The sequence below is a fragment of the Psychrobacter sp. G genome, from assembly GCF_000418305.1.
Taxonomy (GTDB): Bacteria; Pseudomonadota; Gammaproteobacteria; order Pseudomonadales; family Moraxellaceae; genus Psychrobacter; species Psychrobacter cryohalolentis.
The window spans coordinates 1,481,666-1,499,274 of record NC_021661.1 but is presented as its reverse complement, the minus strand read 5'-3'; the positions used below and the strand labels follow the sequence as shown (position 1 = coordinate 1,499,274).

Annotated in this window: 16 protein-coding genes; 9 read left to right on the top strand and 7 right to left on the bottom strand. The window is 41.8% G+C overall.

The window, feature by feature from the left end:
* Positions 1 to 87: 87 nt before the first annotated feature.
* The 4 genes from PSYCG_RS06280 (at position 88) to PSYCG_RS06265 (ending at position 4,269) form a co-directional block, all read left to right on the top strand.
* A complete protein-coding gene (locus PSYCG_RS06280; protein WP_020443451.1) occupies positions 88 to 1,563 on the top strand; it encodes a DUF4331 domain-containing protein in 1,476 nt (491 codons plus the stop codon).
* 27 nt (positions 1,564 to 1,590) lie between these two features.
* Entirely contained in the window at positions 1,591 to 1,872 is a 282-nt protein-coding gene (locus tag PSYCG_RS06275; RefSeq protein ID WP_020443450.1) for a hypothetical protein, read from the top strand.
* Positions 1,873 to 1,948: 76 nt separating this feature from the next.
* Complete coding sequence (locus PSYCG_RS06270) at positions 1,949 to 3,127, top strand: tetratricopeptide repeat protein (protein WP_020443449.1); 1,179 nt, start codon at positions 1,949 to 1,951, stop codon at positions 3,125 to 3,127.
* Complete coding sequence (locus PSYCG_RS06265) at positions 3,124 to 4,269, top strand: HupE/UreJ family protein (protein WP_020443448.1); 1,146 nt, start codon at positions 3,124 to 3,126, stop codon at positions 4,267 to 4,269. Before PSYCG_RS06270 ends, PSYCG_RS06265 begins: the two co-directional genes overlap by 4 nt.
* 202 nt (positions 4,270 to 4,471) lie before the next feature.
* Here the strand turns inward: PSYCG_RS06265 and PSYCG_RS06260 are convergent, their stop codons facing one another.
* The 4 genes from PSYCG_RS06260 to PSYCG_RS06245 form a co-directional block, all read right to left on the bottom strand.
* On the bottom strand, positions 4,472 to 4,873 hold the full coding sequence (locus tag PSYCG_RS06260) for an ExbD/TolR family protein (protein WP_020443447.1): 402 nt from the start codon (positions 4,871 to 4,873) through the stop codon (positions 4,472 to 4,474).
* A gap of 54 nt (positions 4,874 to 4,927) precedes the next feature.
* Positions 4,928 to 5,569 carry a MotA/TolQ/ExbB proton channel family protein gene (locus PSYCG_RS06255; RefSeq protein WP_020443446.1) on the bottom strand — a complete coding sequence of 214 codons (642 nt, stop codon included), beginning with the start codon at positions 5,567 to 5,569 and terminating at the stop codon, positions 4,928 to 4,930.
* A 112-nt stretch (positions 5,570 to 5,681) separates the two neighbouring features.
* Complete coding sequence (locus tag PSYCG_RS06250) at positions 5,682 to 6,698, bottom strand: energy transducer TonB (protein WP_133104381.1); 1,017 nt, start codon at positions 6,696 to 6,698, stop codon at positions 5,682 to 5,684.
* Between the two features lie 539 nt (positions 6,699 to 7,237).
* Positions 7,238 to 8,233: a phosphatase PAP2 family protein gene (locus PSYCG_RS06245; protein ID WP_020443443.1), complete on the bottom strand. Its 996-nt coding sequence runs from the start codon at positions 8,231 to 8,233 to the stop codon at positions 7,238 to 7,240.
* Between the two features lie 181 nt (positions 8,234 to 8,414).
* Here PSYCG_RS06245 and PSYCG_RS06240 point away from each other — a divergent pair, with 181 nt between their 5' ends.
* The 5 genes from PSYCG_RS06240 (at position 8,415) to PSYCG_RS06220 (ending at position 13,657) form a co-directional block, all read left to right on the top strand.
* Entirely contained in the window at positions 8,415 to 10,133 is a 1,719-nt protein-coding gene (locus PSYCG_RS06240; protein WP_020443442.1) for a phosphoethanolamine transferase, read from the top strand.
* A 43-nt stretch (positions 10,134 to 10,176) separates the two neighbouring features.
* On the top strand, positions 10,177 to 10,863 hold the full coding sequence (locus tag PSYCG_RS06235) for a response regulator transcription factor (RefSeq protein WP_020443441.1): 687 nt from the start codon (positions 10,177 to 10,179) through the stop codon (positions 10,861 to 10,863).
* Positions 10,864 to 10,956: 93 nt separating this feature from the next.
* Entirely contained in the window at positions 10,957 to 12,273 is a 1,317-nt protein-coding gene (locus tag PSYCG_RS06230) for a sensor histidine kinase (RefSeq protein ID WP_041772253.1), read from the top strand.
* A 173-nt stretch (positions 12,274 to 12,446) separates the two neighbouring features.
* The gene (locus PSYCG_RS06225; protein ID WP_020443439.1) at positions 12,447 to 12,890 is read left to right on the top strand and encodes a diacylglycerol kinase; all 444 of its coding nucleotides are present in this window, start codon (positions 12,447 to 12,449) and stop codon (positions 12,888 to 12,890) included.
* 47 nt (positions 12,891 to 12,937) lie between these two features.
* Positions 12,938 to 13,657: a PAP2 family lipid A phosphatase gene (locus PSYCG_RS06220; RefSeq protein ID WP_020443438.1), complete on the top strand. Its 720-nt coding sequence runs from the start codon at positions 12,938 to 12,940 to the stop codon at positions 13,655 to 13,657.
* A gap of 190 nt (positions 13,658 to 13,847) precedes the next feature.
* Here the strand turns inward: PSYCG_RS06220 and PSYCG_RS06215 are convergent, their stop codons facing one another.
* The 3 genes from PSYCG_RS06215 to PSYCG_RS06200 all read right to left on the bottom strand — a co-directional run bounded on the left by PSYCG_RS06215 (position 13,848) and on the right by PSYCG_RS06200 (position 17,605).
* Positions 13,848 to 14,987, bottom strand: a complete 1,140-nt coding sequence (locus tag PSYCG_RS06215; RefSeq protein ID WP_020443437.1) for a M14-type cytosolic carboxypeptidase — start codon at positions 14,985 to 14,987, stop codon at positions 13,848 to 13,850.
* Positions 14,988 to 15,210: 223 nt separating this feature from the next.
* Positions 15,211 to 16,376 (bottom strand): IS3 family transposase gene (locus PSYCG_RS06210; RefSeq protein ID WP_144061748.1). Its coding sequence is split into 2 segments (ribosomal slippage): positions 15,211 to 16,118 and positions 16,118 to 16,376, totalling 1,167 coding nucleotides; the frame shifts between segments, so codons are not numbered across the junction.
* A 227-nt stretch (positions 16,377 to 16,603) separates the two neighbouring features.
* Complete coding sequence (locus PSYCG_RS06200) at positions 16,604 to 17,605, bottom strand: hypothetical protein (RefSeq protein WP_227500766.1); 1,002 nt, start codon at positions 17,603 to 17,605, stop codon at positions 16,604 to 16,606.
* Positions 17,606 to 17,609: the final 4 nt, after the last annotated feature.

The window sequence follows — 17,609 nt, the reverse complement described above, 5'->3', positions numbered from 1 at the left end:
TTAGTAATGCAATATCCAAGTATATACCGTCTATATATTTATGATTTAAATACCCCTTAGCCCTCAAGTTTTTCTACAAGGATTCGTATGAAATACACTACACACGCTCTATTAGCAGCGATGGCTTTATGCGCAAGTGCAAGCGCTGTAGCCTCTAGTCACCGTGAAGCGCCCTCCATCACCAAAACGCCTAAAGTCGATGCCACTGACCTCTATATGTTTAACAGCTATGAGAGTGGCCGAGCAGATTACGTCACCATCATTGCTAACTATTTACCACTGCAAGACGCCTATGGCGGGCCTAACTATTTTTCGTTAGATGATGATGCTCTATATGAGATCCACATTGATAACAACGGTGATGCGGTCGAAGACGTCACCTTCCAATTTGACTTCAAACAAACACTAAATAGCATCGAAATACCCTCAGGCGGTCCGTCAAATGTTGCGATACCATTATCTAACGCGGGCGATGCCTCAAACCCAGCTAACGTGCAAACCAGTGAAAGCTATGGTGTGACGATGGTTAAAGGTGATCGCCGTAGCGGCGCGCGTACACCACTGGGGAATTTTAACAAGCCATTTGACTATATCGGCACCAAGTCTTTTGCAGACTATCCAGGCTATGCAAGAGGCTTTATTCAACCGTTAAACTTAGGCACTTGTGGGGCTGGCAAGGTCTTTGTCGGTCAACGCGCTGAAAGCTTTGCTATTGATTTGGGTAGAGTGTTCGATCTGATTAATTTAAATCCATTAGGTCCACGTGACGGCGGGACAAACGTACTAGCAGATAAGAATATTACCTCGATTGCAATGGAGATACCTAAAGCTTGTCTCGTTAACGCCGCCCAAGTAGATTTAGGCAATAATAAGAGAGGTGTAGATCCTGTGATCGGCGCTTGGACGACTGCCAGTGTTCGTCAGGCTACCTTAGTCAATCCTTCACCTGCTTCTGGTATCAGTACCACCGCTAAGAAAGGTGGTGCATGGACTCAAGTTTCAAGATTGGGTATGCCGCTGGTCAATGAGGTCGTCATTGGTCTTAAAGACAAAGACAAATTTAACGCCTCAGAGCCAAAAGATGACGTGGCTAATTTCAAGAATTATGTGTTCTATCCTACGTTACCTGCTTTGATTCAAAAACTATATCCAAGTGCGCCAGCACCTACTAACTTCCCGCGTCAAGATCTAGTAACTGCGTTCCTAACGGGCGTTCCTACTATCAACAAACCAGCTAACAAAGCTTTAGTCCCAGCTGATATGTTACGCTTAAATACCACGACACCTACTGTAGTAGCGGCAAGTCAAAATGACTTAGGTGTTATTGGTGGTGATACAGCAGGTTTCCCGAATGGTAGACGACCTGGTGATGATGTAACTGATGTATCGTTAAGAGTAGCGATGGGCGTCCTATGTCATGCTGGACTACCTCCAGAAGCTACTTGTGTCCCTGCTGATGCGAAAGCTGGTACAGCGCCATTTACTGATGGAGTCGTAAAATCTGCCACTGCTTTTGACTCAGTCTTTCCTTATCTAAAAACCCCTAATGCAGGCAGTCGCTAAGCTGAATCTAACCTAAGGAGAAACACCATGCGCTATGTACTTTTAGCGATATTGGTTACCGGATCGGCTGCTCTTTCTGGCTGTTTCGGTGATAACGACAACAAGAACTTTGAGACAGGAAATCAGGGCAATCCCAATGTAGCAGAAGATCAAGCGAAGGCAAATCTAGCAGTGGAGAGGGTCTCTACCGTGATCAACGCCAGTAAGGATGTAAATACCGACGAACCGCAAGATATTGATCGGATTATCCTTCCCGAAGCCAATCTAGCAGAGCCTGTTGCGGTAACAGGTGCCAACGCCTCGTTGTAATCTGACGTGATATAAACCTGACACCTGATCAAACTCTTGATCAGGTGTTTCTTTATGTTTTGAGCTGAGAGATCTTATGAACTGGATTAAGCCCTTTATTGGACTACTACCGTTATTACTTATCGGCAGCCCCCTTCTTCATGCTGCACCCTTTATTCCAAAAAGCGACCAACAAATTCTTGAGACCTTACCCACTGATTCACCGCCGCCGCGCTACTCAAACTCAGACAGCTTTTTATCTAGTGCGAGCACAGCCAGTCCTGAGCAAACCAGTAAGCTTTTAGAGCGCGCTTACTTACAGGGTGATCCACGTGCGCTGGGTCAAGCCCGAGCGCAGCTGGATCAAATAAAGGATCCGGATGTAGAAACCCTCATGTTACGAGCACGAGCATTACAGGCAGATCACAAGTTCTCCGAAGCTAAAGCACAGCTAAAGCAGATATTAAGTAAAGATCCTGCTCATGCAGATGCGCTGTTGACACTCTCTTCTCTGCTTGTCGTACAAGGTCAGTTTGAGGAGGCAATGAGCTACTGTACAAAACTCGATGATGCTTCCCTACGCGTCTATCAATTGGCATGTATGGCTCAAGTGCAGAGCATGACCGGTCAACTGACGCAAGCAAAGCAAACCCTGAATGGGCTCGCCAATCTTGCGCCCGGACTCGATGCATCGACCGCACGCTGGATTTACCTTATTCAGGCAGACGCTGCACTGCGTAGCAAGGATGTTGCGCTTGCTACTCAAGTCTTTAGTGTGATGGACACTCAAACTGTACCCGCACTCATGGCACGCGCTGATTGGCTATTAAAACAAGGAGACTATGAAAAAACGCGGCTATTGCTTCAGGATCATACTGACAAAGACGCGCTATTGCTAAAGCTCATCACGGCTCAAATTCAACTGGGGGATCCTAACGCTCAGCAAAACTTAGGACTTATGAAAGAACGCATCGATGTATGGAAGATACGTGAGGAAAATGCCCACATGCGTGAACAGGCTACTTATGCCCTACTTGCTAACCAAATCAACCCAGCGCTGCAATTGGCTCGCGAAAACTGGCAACAACAGCGCGAAACGGCTGACATCGTGATCTATGCGACAGCAGCCATCAAAGCCGGTAGCAAAAAAGACATTGAGCTATTGCGCCAGTTTATGACAGACACACAATTTGAATACCCAGCACTCGAGCGCGATCTGCGCTTAGGAAAAATCAGCAGTTCAAGCAAGCAAGTGAGTAAGGAGACACCTTCATGAGCGCATTTATCAGGCTCATTTGTAGTCACACTTATCGTTATCTGACTTTATTCTTATTGGTGCTGACGTCTACGGCACTACAGGCACATGAATCTAGTACGGCTTACTTAAACTTAGAGCCCCTGAGCTCATCGAGTACAGCAGATACTGCTTATAAGGCTAAGTACGAGCTATCGCTTCGAGACTTAGCTTTGCTGATAGATATAGACTCAAACCAAGACAGTCAAGTAAGTTGGGCAGAGGTCAAATCACAGACGACGCTTATAGAACAGCTTATTGCTGCTCAGGTGACATTAGCAGCGGGCGATCAATCCTGTCAAACCACAAACTTTGCGCCACTAGCGATTAATACGCGTGGTGGCTTTAATTACTTACATACCGAATTTGAATTGGGCTGCGCTGCTCCTATCTCAGAGCTTAACTATCAAGTGCTGGCAGGTATCGATGCTAACCACCGCTTGATACTGACGCAAGCTGGTAGCGAATTACCGGTTCAAGTATTGACCGTTGGACAAACTTCATTAGGTGCTGGGACAGACTCCGGCTGGCTCTCTACGGCGACAAACTTTTTAAAAAGTGGGATACATCACTTGCTGATCGGCTGGGATCATCTATTGTTTTTGTTTGTCCTTTTAATACCAGCAGTTTACGTGCGCAAGCAAAAACAATTGGTTGCCGTTGCCAAGCCGCGAGCTGCATTACTTGAGGTATTTTGGATTGCAACGTCCTTTACGCTTGCGCACTCAATTACCTTGAGCTTAGCTGCTCTTGGTATCGTTAGTATACCTGCCCGCTTTATCGAATCTTTAATTGCTCTGTCCATCGCATTCGCTGCGTTAAACAATCTAGTCCCGGTGTTACGGGTGCGAGCGGTCTATCTAGCCTTTGTTTTTGGTCTGATTCACGGGTTTGGCTTTGCCAATGTGCTCGTAGATCTGCCACTAGCAACAAGTGAGCGCGTATTGGCATTATTAAGCTTCAATGTAGGGATTGAGCTAGGACAACTAGTATTCATTGCCATAGTATTTCCGATCGCGCTGTTATTACGTCATACGCGTTTTTATAAATCGGTTATATTTTATGCTGGCTCTTTTGTTAGTATCGCCATTGCATTGTGGTGGTTTTTTGAACGAATAACGTGATTAAAAAATTAAAATACATATAGGTTGTTCAACATAACATCGATACGTTATTGAATAATTTCGACTAGTTTTACAGTGATTCTACTATGTTTACTTTTATCATAAACACGGTTCAAGACATTAAAGAAGGGGTTAAGATTAATAATCTTAGCCCCTTCTTTAATATTTGCAGCAGGAAATTTTCTATTCTATAAATGGCTATTTATTCAGTGACAAAAGCAACCTTAGTCAAACCCGCACTACTGGCGGCAGCCAGCACTTGCGCCACCATATCATAACGGGTGTCTTGATCCGCCCGCAAATGAATATTCGGATTAGTACCGTCTTTTGATGTTTCTTCAAGCCGCAATCGCAATTGCGCTAACGTCAGCGCTTCCTCATCCAAAAATAGACCATTGTCTTTATCAATGCTTATTTGCAATATTTCATTTGGCAAGCCCCTTACTGTGGCATTGGTATCGGGCAGATCTAGTGGTACGGTTGGATTCATCACCGTGGCTGTGACCAAAAAGATAATCATCAGTACCAGCATAATATCAATGAGCGGAATGAGATTCATCTCGCTCATACCTTGGGTCTCTTCATCACCTAGATGGAATGCCATACCTGCCTCCTTATTTTTCTTTATTCGTCAGTTTATCGAATGAATAGCCACTGTCTATACTTTGCCATCAGCAACTTGACTATCAGTCACTTTGGCACCAGTTGCTTTAACGGGAGTTGCTTTGCTATTTGCTAGCATACTCGGCCGCATTGACTCGCCTAATAGACCATGCGCAATGTCATTGGCTCTATACAAGATTCGGCGATTCATACGCGTAATGACGTTATAGAAAATCACCGCAGGAATCGCGACCGCAAGACCTAGACCAGTCATAATAAGCGCTTCACCTACTGGGCCCGCTACTTGGGCAAGTCCTGCCTGCCCACTATCACCAATACTACGTAGCGCATGGAATATGCCCCACACTGTCCCAAATAGCCCAATAAAGGGTGCAATAGCAGCAGTCGTACCGAGCAGTGGTAACCCTTGCTCGCTTTGATAACGATATCGACCAATCTGCTGTAATAACATCTGTTCGGTGAGAAGCCTGCGCTCTTCTGGGCTAGCTTGCAAAGTGGGCGGTATCTGGTTGTGTATTTGCTGAGATAAGTCAACGACGACGGTTTTAGCCAACTGATGGCTATAGTACAATCGTAAAATCCCTGTCACCCAAGACACAATCGACAAAGCAAATAATGCGAAAAATAAACTCTTAGTAATGATATCCGTATATTGCCAATAATCTGTAAAATCCATATAGGCTCCTAAAAGCAGTTAAGTAGCTAGTGAGGCTGACAATACATTTTTTATGAACACATTCTTCATATAGTCGGTTTAATCAAAAAAGGAAAACGAGCTATTACTTAGATTAAGGTCGCTCATATATTAATGACATCGGTACAATGCCATTAACAGGTCGCTCATTTTGTTGGAACGGTTTAAGTTGTCCTGCTCTGACTTGAGTCATCGCTGCAATATCAACAATCTTATTACCCGATGATTCGAGCAATTGCACATCCGTAATATAGCCACTTTTATCGACATGAAGCTCCAATAATACAGTGAAGATATCGCCTGATTGACTAGTCACTTCACGCCAAATCGCCGACGGTAGGTCGGTGTCAGGTTTCTTCTGATCAAGCCAGCTGGCTTGCTCCTCCAAAAAGTCAACTGCCTCATCATTGAGATTAAGCTGTTTTCGTTTCTCATTACTCTTGCCAGCCTGCGCTTGCAGCAGCTCTTGCCCTGCGCGTTTTCTACCTTCTTGCCACTGACGTGCTTGATCACGATTGAATTGTGCTGTCACCGATCGGATTAACGACGCTATATCTATCTCTTCTTCAGCCTTAATCCTAACTGTTTTTCTCGTCTCTTTTACGACCAGCCCTTGCGTTGACATATCTGTTGATTCAGGGCTGACCTGTTCTGTCATCGCTTGAACCAAGGCTACAAGATCCTGTTCTTCTTCCGTCATTTTTTTGGCAATTTCTTCCGATTCTTTGGTCGTATTTTTCTGTACCAAGACTGGCAGTTGAGTTTCTTTTGTTATCTTAGTCTTTTCTGGATTTGACGGATTTTTTATTGGATCAGATGTTTGTTTTTTTGGTTCAGAACTTAAAGGTTTAATAGAATTTAGCGGTTTACTAAAGGTTGGCTCTGATACAGCATTTACTGGCTTAGCTTCTACCTGTTTAGTATCTGATAGTTCAGCGGATTTTTTCTCTGATTGCGGCAGTCGTTGAGGAACAGAGTTAGAGTTTGTAAGGATATTTTCGGCACGACGTTCTTCAGTAGCCGCTGCGGATGATTTTGGCAATATCACTAGCTCTAATTGGATTGCCTGAGGCTTAGCCGCTTTAGCCTCTAAAATTTCAGGGCTATCCATAGATATCACAGCCCATACAGTAAGACCGTGTAATATAATCACAAAGATAGTTATCCAAGCACTGATAGAGCCGCTGAGACGGGTAAATGGATGTAGTATCATGATGATGTATTAGGCAGCCTATTAGAAATAGCAGTTGAATAATTGTCCATCAACGATAGCAAATATTTGCCTATAAGCGTCAGATTATATAGTAATTTTTATGGAGTGCTGAAGTAGCTTATTGTGCTTACAGTAATGAATGTATCTATTGCAAGAGCAGGACTGATATTACAGCCGGCTTTCATTATTAGTGAGGCGCTTATGAGTGGTAAACTGGTCGTAGTGTTGCTAAAAATTGCACTGAGGCTTTGGGCTTATATGTAGTTTATGCTTACATTAAACTGCTGCCACAGAAGGTGAGATGCTTTATTGATTTTATAGATGATTATTATGGTACACCACCGTACTGGGACGAGCCTATGACTAAAAACTAGCCATTATTATTAATGTTAAATATGAACGATACTATTTTTTTGGCGTTAATACCTTGAATTTACTTAGATTAACAATGGCAACTGATAAAATTCAGCATATATCGAAGTGCCGATCAGTACACATACAATATTGAGCCAGACCAGACGAACCTGAGTAACTGACCAACTTATCTGCCAATCAACTTTGTCACGCGTCCTTAGCCACTCTGTCACACTAATTGCTACTGTTAGCCATAATGCGCCTACCAAATAACCTCCCAGTACATCGCTCAAATAATGCTCATTCAGCAAAATCCTGCTTAATCCTACCAATAGTGAGAAAAAGACAGTAATTACAGCTATCCGAACTTGCGTGGCAAAGTTGCGACTAAAACGAATGGCCATGTAAGCCAGAAAACCATATAACGCAACCGTAACCGTCGCATGTCCACTAGGAAAAGAATCTGTCTGCTCAAACAATAAAATATCTACTGGTCGCGTGCGATGAAATAATAGCTTGCTGAGGAAAGTAAATATCGTACTTCCTAAAGTGGCTATTAAGAACCCTACTAATATATAGGGTTGGCGAATCACCCAGCATAGGATACAGACTAGTAATACGATTAAACAGGTCGTTGCAGTAGAGGCAAAGCTAGTAATAAAAATAAAAAACGTCACTACAGGCGACTCACTCAGCATACTCATTTGCTGTGACACAAAAAAATCCGTTGCCACAATAGTATCTGAAGTAACAACATCTTCAACCAAACCAAAAAGCAAAGCTAAGATATAACCCATGACTAAAAATAAAACCGTCAGAGGCAATCCATAAAAGTGCTGTACAGTGAGCCTTTGCAACGAAGCATGATACAGTTTTGGATAGTTATTTTTTAAGCGAGTGAGTCGTTTGCTTTTTCCAAGATATTGTTCGAGCACCGTCCAATATGTCGGCACCTGATTCAGTACCTTCTGACCATAGCGAATTATCACATACTGTAAAACCCATAAAACAACCATCACTAATAGAATAAAGACTCCTAAAAGGAACAACTGCTGATTTTTTTGGATGAGCGTAATCATGAATGAGAAGTCTCTTTTACAGCCGTTTTTGTGAGTATTTTATGAGTTTTTAGAGTATCAGATACAATCTGTATCTTCGTTATCTATTATGCATCTAATATAGGCTTCTTAACATCTTCTTAACAGGGTAATTGCTACCTTAGAGAATAAAATTTATCTCACTCTATTAAGAAGTCTGTGTATGTCAAAACACTTAATTACCGATCTAGCCATTGCAGAAACCCATAATATAAGTCTTGCTAAAAATAATAATGCAACCTTCGATAAAAATAAATTTTATCATCGTGAAGTCAATCTTACTTATCTGATTATAGTGGTTACGCTCTATCTCGTTGCTACTGCAAATATTGGCTTCTTTAAACAAGTATTAACGATCTATCCGTTTGCTGATAACATTGGTTTTATTGTTTCTCTGACTGGCTTACTGTTTGGGCTGATGTGGTTATTGTTTCAGCTATTATGTTATCGACCGACGGCAAAAGTAGTGCTTATTGCTATGGTGCTGATTGCGGCAGTATGTGGTTACTTCACCGATGCTTATGGAACGATATTTGACACTGGCATGTTGGTTAACAGCTTGCAGACAGACCAAGCAGAAGCGATGGGTTTGATAGCACCAAGCTTTATTGTTCGACTGCTACTATTGGGTGTGCTACCTGCTTTTTTGATTAGTAAGATTCGTATAAAGCGTTTGTCTATAGTTCGCTCAATCGTGCAAAAGACAATCACCTTGATAACGTCTATTGCGATAATAGCGGTTTGCCTATTACCATTTGGAGATCAATACGCCAGCTTTTTCCGCCAGCATAAAATAGTGCGTAGTTATACCAATCCCATTACCCCTGTTTATTCTGTTATCAAACTCGGTACCGATTACGTCGATGAGCTACGCCGTCCTGATACCTTGATACTGCATGCGCCAGATGCAAAGCGTACCGCAGCCGTCAGTAGCACAACGAAACCTAAGCTGATGGTGTTCGTAGTCGGTGAAACGGTTCGCGCTGACCATATTGGCTTGAATGGCTATAAACGCGATACGATGCCGTTACTAGCCAGCCAGCCGGATACCTATAGCTACAAGCATGCGACCTCTTGTGGTACGTCAACTGCTTATTCAGTACCTTGCATGTTCAGTTATGCAAACCGAAGCGATTACGACGTTGATACTGCTGAATATAATGAAAACGTGCTTGATACCCTCAATAAACAAGGCGTTAATGTTATCTGGCGGGACAATAACTCTAGCTCTAAAGGCGTGGCAGATCGAGTCACCGTTGAGGACTATAAAACGCCTAAGCTAAATCCTAATTGTGATATTGAATGTCGTGATATTGGCATGTTGGACGGTTTTGATACTTTAGTTAAGTCGGACACAGGTGTCAAGACTGCTGCGAAGCCACAAGATACACTGATTTTATTACATCAAATGGGCAATCACGGTCCTGCTTATTACCAACGTTATCCCAAGGAATTTGAAGAATACAAGCCAGTCTGCATGACCAACGAGTTATCTAAGTGTGATGCTCAATCCGTTGTAAATGGTTATGACAATGCGATTCGCTATACCGATTACTTTTTAAATGCCGTCATAGATACGCTAAAACCCTACGAGCAAGATTATGATGTGGTGATGGTATATATTAGTGATCATGGGGAAAGTCTGGGTGAAAACAATGTATATTTACATGGTCTGCCGTACGGTATTGCGCCGAATGCGCAAAAACAGGTGCCAGTCATTATTTGGTCACCTAAAAACAATGGCATCAATCCTAAGAGTCTGTCTAATATGACCAATCAGCCAGTGTCACATGATTTTATTACGCCAACCTTATTGCATTTTTTTGGTATTACTACTCAAGAAGTAGCGTCAGAACCAACCTTTTTTAAGACTACCCATTAAACTATTTTTATTTAACTCACGCTTTTTGTAGATAGTAGCCATTATGTATAAGATACTTATTATTGAAGACAATCCTGATATCGTAGCCAATATCTATGCTTTTTTTGAGGCAAAAGGTTTCGAGTTGGACAATGCCCATAATGGTCTGAGTGGCTTAGCACTGGTATCAAGCAATCGCTACGATGTTATATTGCTCGACGTGATGCTTCCCGGTATGGATGGTACTAAGCTGTGCAAAACGCTTAGAGAAGAGCTGCATGATAAGACGCCCGTATTGATGCTGACCGCGCGTGATACTGTTTTGGATAAGGTTGCAGGGTTTGATAGTGGTGCGGATGATTATTTGGTCAAACCTTTCTCATTGGTTGAATTAGAAGCTCGCATCAAAGCATTAATACGCCGCCATCAAGATGAACACTTTCAGCACAATATAGAAGTTGGCAAGCTGTCTCTAAATACTGAGGAACACAGTATCAAACGAGAAGACAAACCATTAAAACTAACCCCAACGGGATTCAAAATCTTACACACTCTGATGATTGCCTCGCCTCGGGTAGTCAGTAAAACTGAGCTTGAGGAAAAAGTATGGGGACAAGATGTGCCAAGTAGTGATGCGCTTCGCACCCATTTGCATAGTGTGCGTGCGCAAGTTGATAAACCGTTTGATAAAGTCATGATAGTAACAATGGCTGGTGTTGGTTACCAAATTATTGACCCAGATAAAGTTTGAAAATTCATAATACAATTTAAAGATTGAAGTTTACTATAAGTAGTTACGCCTGTACTTCCCTATATATTACCTGACTCTAAATAAGCACCTGCCATGTTCACTATAGAATCCATCGCTAATAAGTTTCGAATCTCCTATTTGTTATTTGCCTTACTGCTTTGCACAACGTTCGTCAGTATTTTTATGTACGCTGAGGTGCGAATCGAACAGGACTTAGTGAAAGGGCGTCTTTTACAACAGCTGCAACTTAGTCAAGAAAAAGAAGGTGAACAGGCGGCTTATACAGCAAATCCTGGTATCAAAATTTATCGTTATGACAGTGCGCCTGAAAATTTAAAAGCGATAGCAAACGAAACCGTTCAAGAGATGCAGGTAACCGTGAACAATCAAACAGGCAACACTGAAACGAATCTTCATTTTTTTGCCCATCAACAAAATGAGCAAAAATATATTTTGACTTACTTAGAAGGGTCTGAGATGGTGATGGAAAACTATCCTGTTTTAGCCATCTTCGAAGAGTTAGAGGATATATTTGCAGATGCACTAAAAATTGCGGTTATTTTGAGCTTGCTTATTGCAGCGCTATTCTCTTACTTATCCTCTAAGCAAATCATCAAGCCTTTACTAGATTTAAAGCAAGCCGTAGAAACCGATCATCAAAACCTCACTGACTTAACTCATCTACCCTCAGAAGTTGGGGTATTAGCACGCGCTATCGATGAAAAAAATCATAAACTAGAGCAATATCTAAAACGTGAGCAGCTATTTACTGGCGATGTCAGTCATGAATTACGCACACCGTTGACCATTATCATGGGTGCATCAGAGGTATTAGCCTCACAACTTGAAGACCACAGTCGCCTAAGCGAATTCGCCAACCGTATTAGTACGACCGCCAAAGAAACCTCTGAAATCATCAGCGCTTTATTACTTTTATCGCGCGCGCCTGAACAGCTGGACACACCGCAAACCTCTATCAACACCATCGCCCTTAATGAAGTGACACGCTTAACATATTTGCTCCGCCATAAACCGGTAACTTGTAAAGTAGTCGCTGAGCAAGATTACATAGCAAATGTCCGCCCTGAGCTGCTAAAAATGGCATTGGGTAATTTAATAAAAAATGCGTTTCAATACACAGATGATGGTGAAGTCATTGTCACTATCGATGCTGAGAAAATTACAGTCTCTGATACAGGCCTTGGGATTCCTGAAGCAATGATGCCACTACTGTATGAGCGATTTGAGCGTCTGAATGACATAAATACCAGCGATCAGGTAGAAGGTAGCGGTTTGGGTCTTAGCATTGTGCAACGTATCATGACTCATATGGACTGGGAGCTTATGCACCAAGACAATGCTACAGGTGGTAGTACGTTTAGCATTTATTATAATAAATGCCATATATAAGTCTTCACTGTATTTCATGAATCAACCAATCAATACTGTCTTAACGTTTTCTTAATATCCCCTGTTTTATACTGTTTTCATAAGAACAGTATGCTAATTTTTTGTTTAATTATTTTTTTAATTACTCAAAACATCTAGCGTAACTCAATATTAATGCGTATTAAGAATTCAATATGAATACAATCAACTCCGAATCAAAAAACCAAACGACGGCTACTCAACTGCTTGCACCTAATAGTTATGCCAGTCTTGCCAAAGGCAACAAAGGTCTTTCTCGTATTGTTAAAGCTGCCGGTTATTCCTTAGATGGTTTTAAAGCCGCTTATAAATATGAGGCGGCTTTTAGACAAGTATTCTGGCTTAATAGCGTCTTATTAATGGCAATCATACTTATCCCTTTTGATATCAGCATAAAAATGATGCTGACAATCATCTCTTTTTTATCCCTTATCGTTGAGCTGTTTAATACTGGTATTGAAGCCAGTGTTGATCATACCTCAACGAACCAACATCCACTCGCTAAAATAGCTAAAGATGTAGGTTCTGCGGCGCAATTTTTGGCGTTATTGCTTTTGTTTGTCTTATGGGTAATGGCGTTCTGGAACCTTTTATATTAAGTAAGGCTCAGAAATTTTCGACTTAATATAATTTAAAAGGAGACTCAATGACGCTAGTAAAAAACACAACTGATTGGACGTGGCTCAAGCTGCTGTGCTTAACGATTATTGCGACATTGACGTTTGAGCACAGCCAATTTGATATTCGTATTAGTGAGCTTTTCTATATTAATGGACATTGGCTTCTTGAAAAAGGTGCGCAGCCTTATAGATTTATCTTTTATGATTTTCCAAAATTATTATTAATATTATTTGGCGTCTATTTAATAATGGTATTAATTTGGCACTATTGGCAACGTCGATACACTAATACTGTGAATGCTAAAGTGTTCTTTATTAGACCAATCGCAGCATTGTCTAGCCGAGAAGTAGGTTATTTATTAATCACTATCATCATAGTACCTACGGTTATCGCAACCCTCAAGAGCTTTACCCATGTTAGCTGCCCAAATAGTTTATTTCTTTTCAATGGTGATTTACCATATCTCAATCTTTGGCAAAACATACTCGCTAAAACACCTGCGAAGTGCTTTCCAGCGGCGCATGCCAGCGCAGGATTCTCTTTATATGGATTGGCATTTTTACCAACAGTACAAAAATATCGCTATAAAATCTTTGCAATAGTCACAGTTTTAGGATGGACGATGGGGCTATATAAAATGGCATTTGGCGACCATTTTTTTAGCCATACTTTAGTCTCGATGTTGTTGTCACTGACGCTTGCCTGCGCGCTTGCCAGCCTATTTTTCAGAAGGTCTTTAAAATAATAAACTTAGACAAGTTATGAATTGCATTGTGATAATGCCATTGGAAGTTTGTCTTGGGGCTGGCTTGTAATATCTTAGATATAAATATAAAAAAAGGTTGTTATCGCTATATTAAAAATAGCGATCGCAACCTTTTTATGATGGTTTTTCTTATGTGGTGTTATAAAATTAGGATTAGAGAAGCTGTTAACTAACGTAAATCATCAACTACCGCTAACATGGCAACTAGCGACGCTTCTCCTAATTTAATAGAACGCTCTGGTGACCAACCCGTATCTGCATCAGGTACATTATTGTTATCTATGAACGGCATCTCCAAAGTATTGGCTAGGCAGTCAAAACGTTCGGCCACCCAGTGAGTTGCGAGCGTCATATTCGCTGTACCCGGTGCATCAACATCATAGCCTTCTTCAGTCTGAAATTCAGCACTGGCCAGCTTTAACACTTCTGAAAATCTATCACGGAGTCGCGCGAGTCGGTCGTTATAATTAGGCGTCCCTTGAGAGCCGGCAAGGAAGACAAAAGGTATCTCTTCGTCACCATGTACATCATAAAATAGATCAACGCCAGTCGCTTCCATTTTCTTAATAACATGAAACACTTCAGGGCTTTTTTCTAAACTCGGATTTGACCAGGCGCGGTTTAGGTTCGTTCCGACTGCATTGGTACGTAGGTGACCACGTACACTGCCATCGGGGTTCATATTCGGCACAATATAAAAGTTTGCTTTATCTAATAATAATTTGCCAGTCGCATTATCACCGTCTAATAAGCTATACATGAGACCTTCGACCAGCCATTCAGCCATAGTCTCACCAGGATGCTGACGCGCTGTGATCCAAATGTTGCGCTTACTCTCGTCACTACTGCTATCGCCATCACTAATTTTAACCAAGGTTAAGTCGCGCTTATCAAGCGTTTCACCTAAATGCTCTAACGTCACAAATGGGTGCATTTGTACAGCGGCTAATAAATCTTGATGACGCTCATAGCTGTAAGGGGCAAAAAAAGCAATTTGAATGGTTTCACATTCCATGTCTACGTTTATGGTCAGCTTGCCGTCTTTATAAGAGGTGGGCAGGCGGAACCAATACTCACGATCATAGGAAGCAACTGCTTGATAACTCTCCCACCCTCCAGGAAACGCGGCTTCCCCTGCATTCAGGATATTGAGCACATATTGCTCGCCAATTTGACCGGTTATACGAAAGTTAAACCATTGAAAAAACTCGCCACCGACGTCCGGACGAATAGCCAATTGGATATCTTTTTTATCTTCTAAACTAATAACCTCAATATTGCCCGCATCAAAATTCGCCGTGATATGCATAACCTGTCCTTAATCAGTTTTTATGGTAATGCTTTAAAGAATATGTTGGAGTGTCAGATAGTGTAATAGTGTAGCAGTCAACGCAAAAATGAGCTATGCCGAAAAACGCTAAAGCTTAAATTTGGCATAGCCGTATATAAAAATTCCATTGCACCTGCTTGCAGTCACGCTAATAACTGACCCCTGCCGTCAAATCCGTACAGTTAAACTTGGGAGATTTGAATCAAGCAGCTTGACGATAATAGTCAAACCACACCTGTCTTGGCGACTTATAGCCTAAACTCTTTTGAATCCTCGTTTGGTTGTAGTACAGCTCAATATAGCCAATGATATCGCTGATGGCTACAAACCTTGTTTTATAGTCTTGGTGATACACTAGCTCATTCTTTAATGTGCCCCAGAAGCTTTCTATGGGTGCGTTGTCGAAACAATTGCCTTTACCACTCATTGAGCCTTTGAAATTATGCTGCTTGATGATTTTGTGATAGGCATGACTACAATACTGGCTGCCTCTGTCAGAGTGCACAATCAGTCCTTGGCTTGGACGTTTATTTTTGATTGCCATATTGAGTGCATGACATACTAAATCTGCGGTCATTCGCTTATTAATAGCATACCCGACCAGCTCTTTGGTGTATAAATCTTTGACTCCAGCTAAATACAACCAACCCTCATTGGTCCAAATATAAGTAATATCACTGACCCACGATTCATTAGGATGCTTAGCATTAAATTTTTGATCTAGCACGTTTGGATAAACGAGCTTGTTATGATCGGAGTCAGTAGTGACTTTAAAGCGTTTGTGACGACGGCATTTGATATCATGTTCTTCTTTAATGCTTCTGACCATATATAGGCTAATATCGTGCCCTTGCTCTATCAGCTTTGCGTGCAGTCGATCAGCACCATAACGTGCTTTTGTTTCACTATGTGCCGCTCTGACAAGTAGCTCAGACTGGTTACGGTGTATCTGTTGCTCACTGATATCACGACTCAGCCAGTCATAGTAGCTAGAATGCTTAACCTTTAGTACACGACACATAGTAGTGATACTAAAGAAGAGATCGTTGTTTTTGATAAAGGCGTACTTCACTAACTGTGCTTGGCAAAGTACGCCGTCGCCTTTTTTAATATCTCTCGTTCCTCTTCGGCTACTTTAAGCTGTCGTTTGAGCTGCTTTATTTCCTGAAGAGCCGTCATAAGATCAGGATCATATTGTTCTGTGCCGATAAGCTTGCCTTGATTGGCTTTATTATGCCAATTAGATAAGGTCTGCATGGCGATGCCAAGCTGCTTTGCGGTCGCTGTGATATTGCCATTATTGTCTGCTATCTTCTTGACGGCCTCGGCTTTAAATTCGTCACTGTAGCTTCTTATTTTCTTGGTCATGATAAACTCCGATTAATACGCTTAGTTTACCAAGTTTAGGTGTACGGTTTCTTCAGCATAGCTCATAACCTTTTATCCTTTCGCTCTTTACTACCATAAGTGACAAGCTTTATGCGCCTTTCTCCTAACTTGCGATACAAGCAATAACTGCATAATCATGAGTTAGACAATGACATATAACTTTAAACGAAATACTATTCAGCTATTCCGCTTAAAAATTATTTAGCTTAGAAGCTATATTTGGCCATGATTTCGACTTGCTGACCTTTCTTTACTTGCGATAACGTCTTATCGCTTCGATCTCGCCATTCAATACCAAAATCGAGATCTGGTAAATAATTATAGACAAGGTTTATACTTTTTACATTGACGGAAGTATCAGCCGCATCATCTACATTAATCTCGCCATAACGCATATTACTCAGAAGCTTCTCTGTAAATTTATGCCTATACCCTACTGTAAAGCCTGTTTGCGACACAAGTTCACCATTTTCAGCATCACAATCTATAGCTCCAGTCGCCCCAAGCGCTTTTCCGACACATACCGTCGAATAGACGCCCATCCCTTCACCGTTGAATACGCTCGCATGTAATGAGTCATTACCCAGTTTGAGTTTACCAGCCAAAGAAGCACCGACACCTACATCTGAATCGTTTCCATTTTTAGCCTCACGCGCAGTGACCGCTAAGTTATAGCTAAGATCAGATATGTTATTTTTATAGCTGACCACCATATCAGGCAGGTTAGCATCTTCATAAACAGGTTGTTGAGCGGTAAAACGAAGCCCTTTATGGGTATAATGCACCGTTAAATCTGGACGGATATCAGCGCCCCCACCTGAGATGGTTCCTAATCCCGTACCTCGAAAGTCGAGCTGTTCAGTCAAAAGCGGGTAGACTGCTAAGAACTGCCCGTTCCATGTCTTACCTACGGTCAAATCATTGACCTGAACATAAGCATGGCGAAGTCGCAAGTCTGAACCGCCATTTGCGGCATTGCCATAAAAATCCCCTTCAATAAAACCCGTTAATTTTTTATCCTCTACCTTCTTAGTGGTTTTCAGATTAATCCGAGATTGCCGTGCATTGCCTTTGAACTCTGACTCGCCTTCATCTGGAGAATAAAATATACCCTCGGCTTTAACATAACCACCGATACTTAGAGTAGTATCTGCATTTGTGACAAGATCTATGGCTTGTGCTTGTGCACATACCCCAAGAACCGCCAAACCA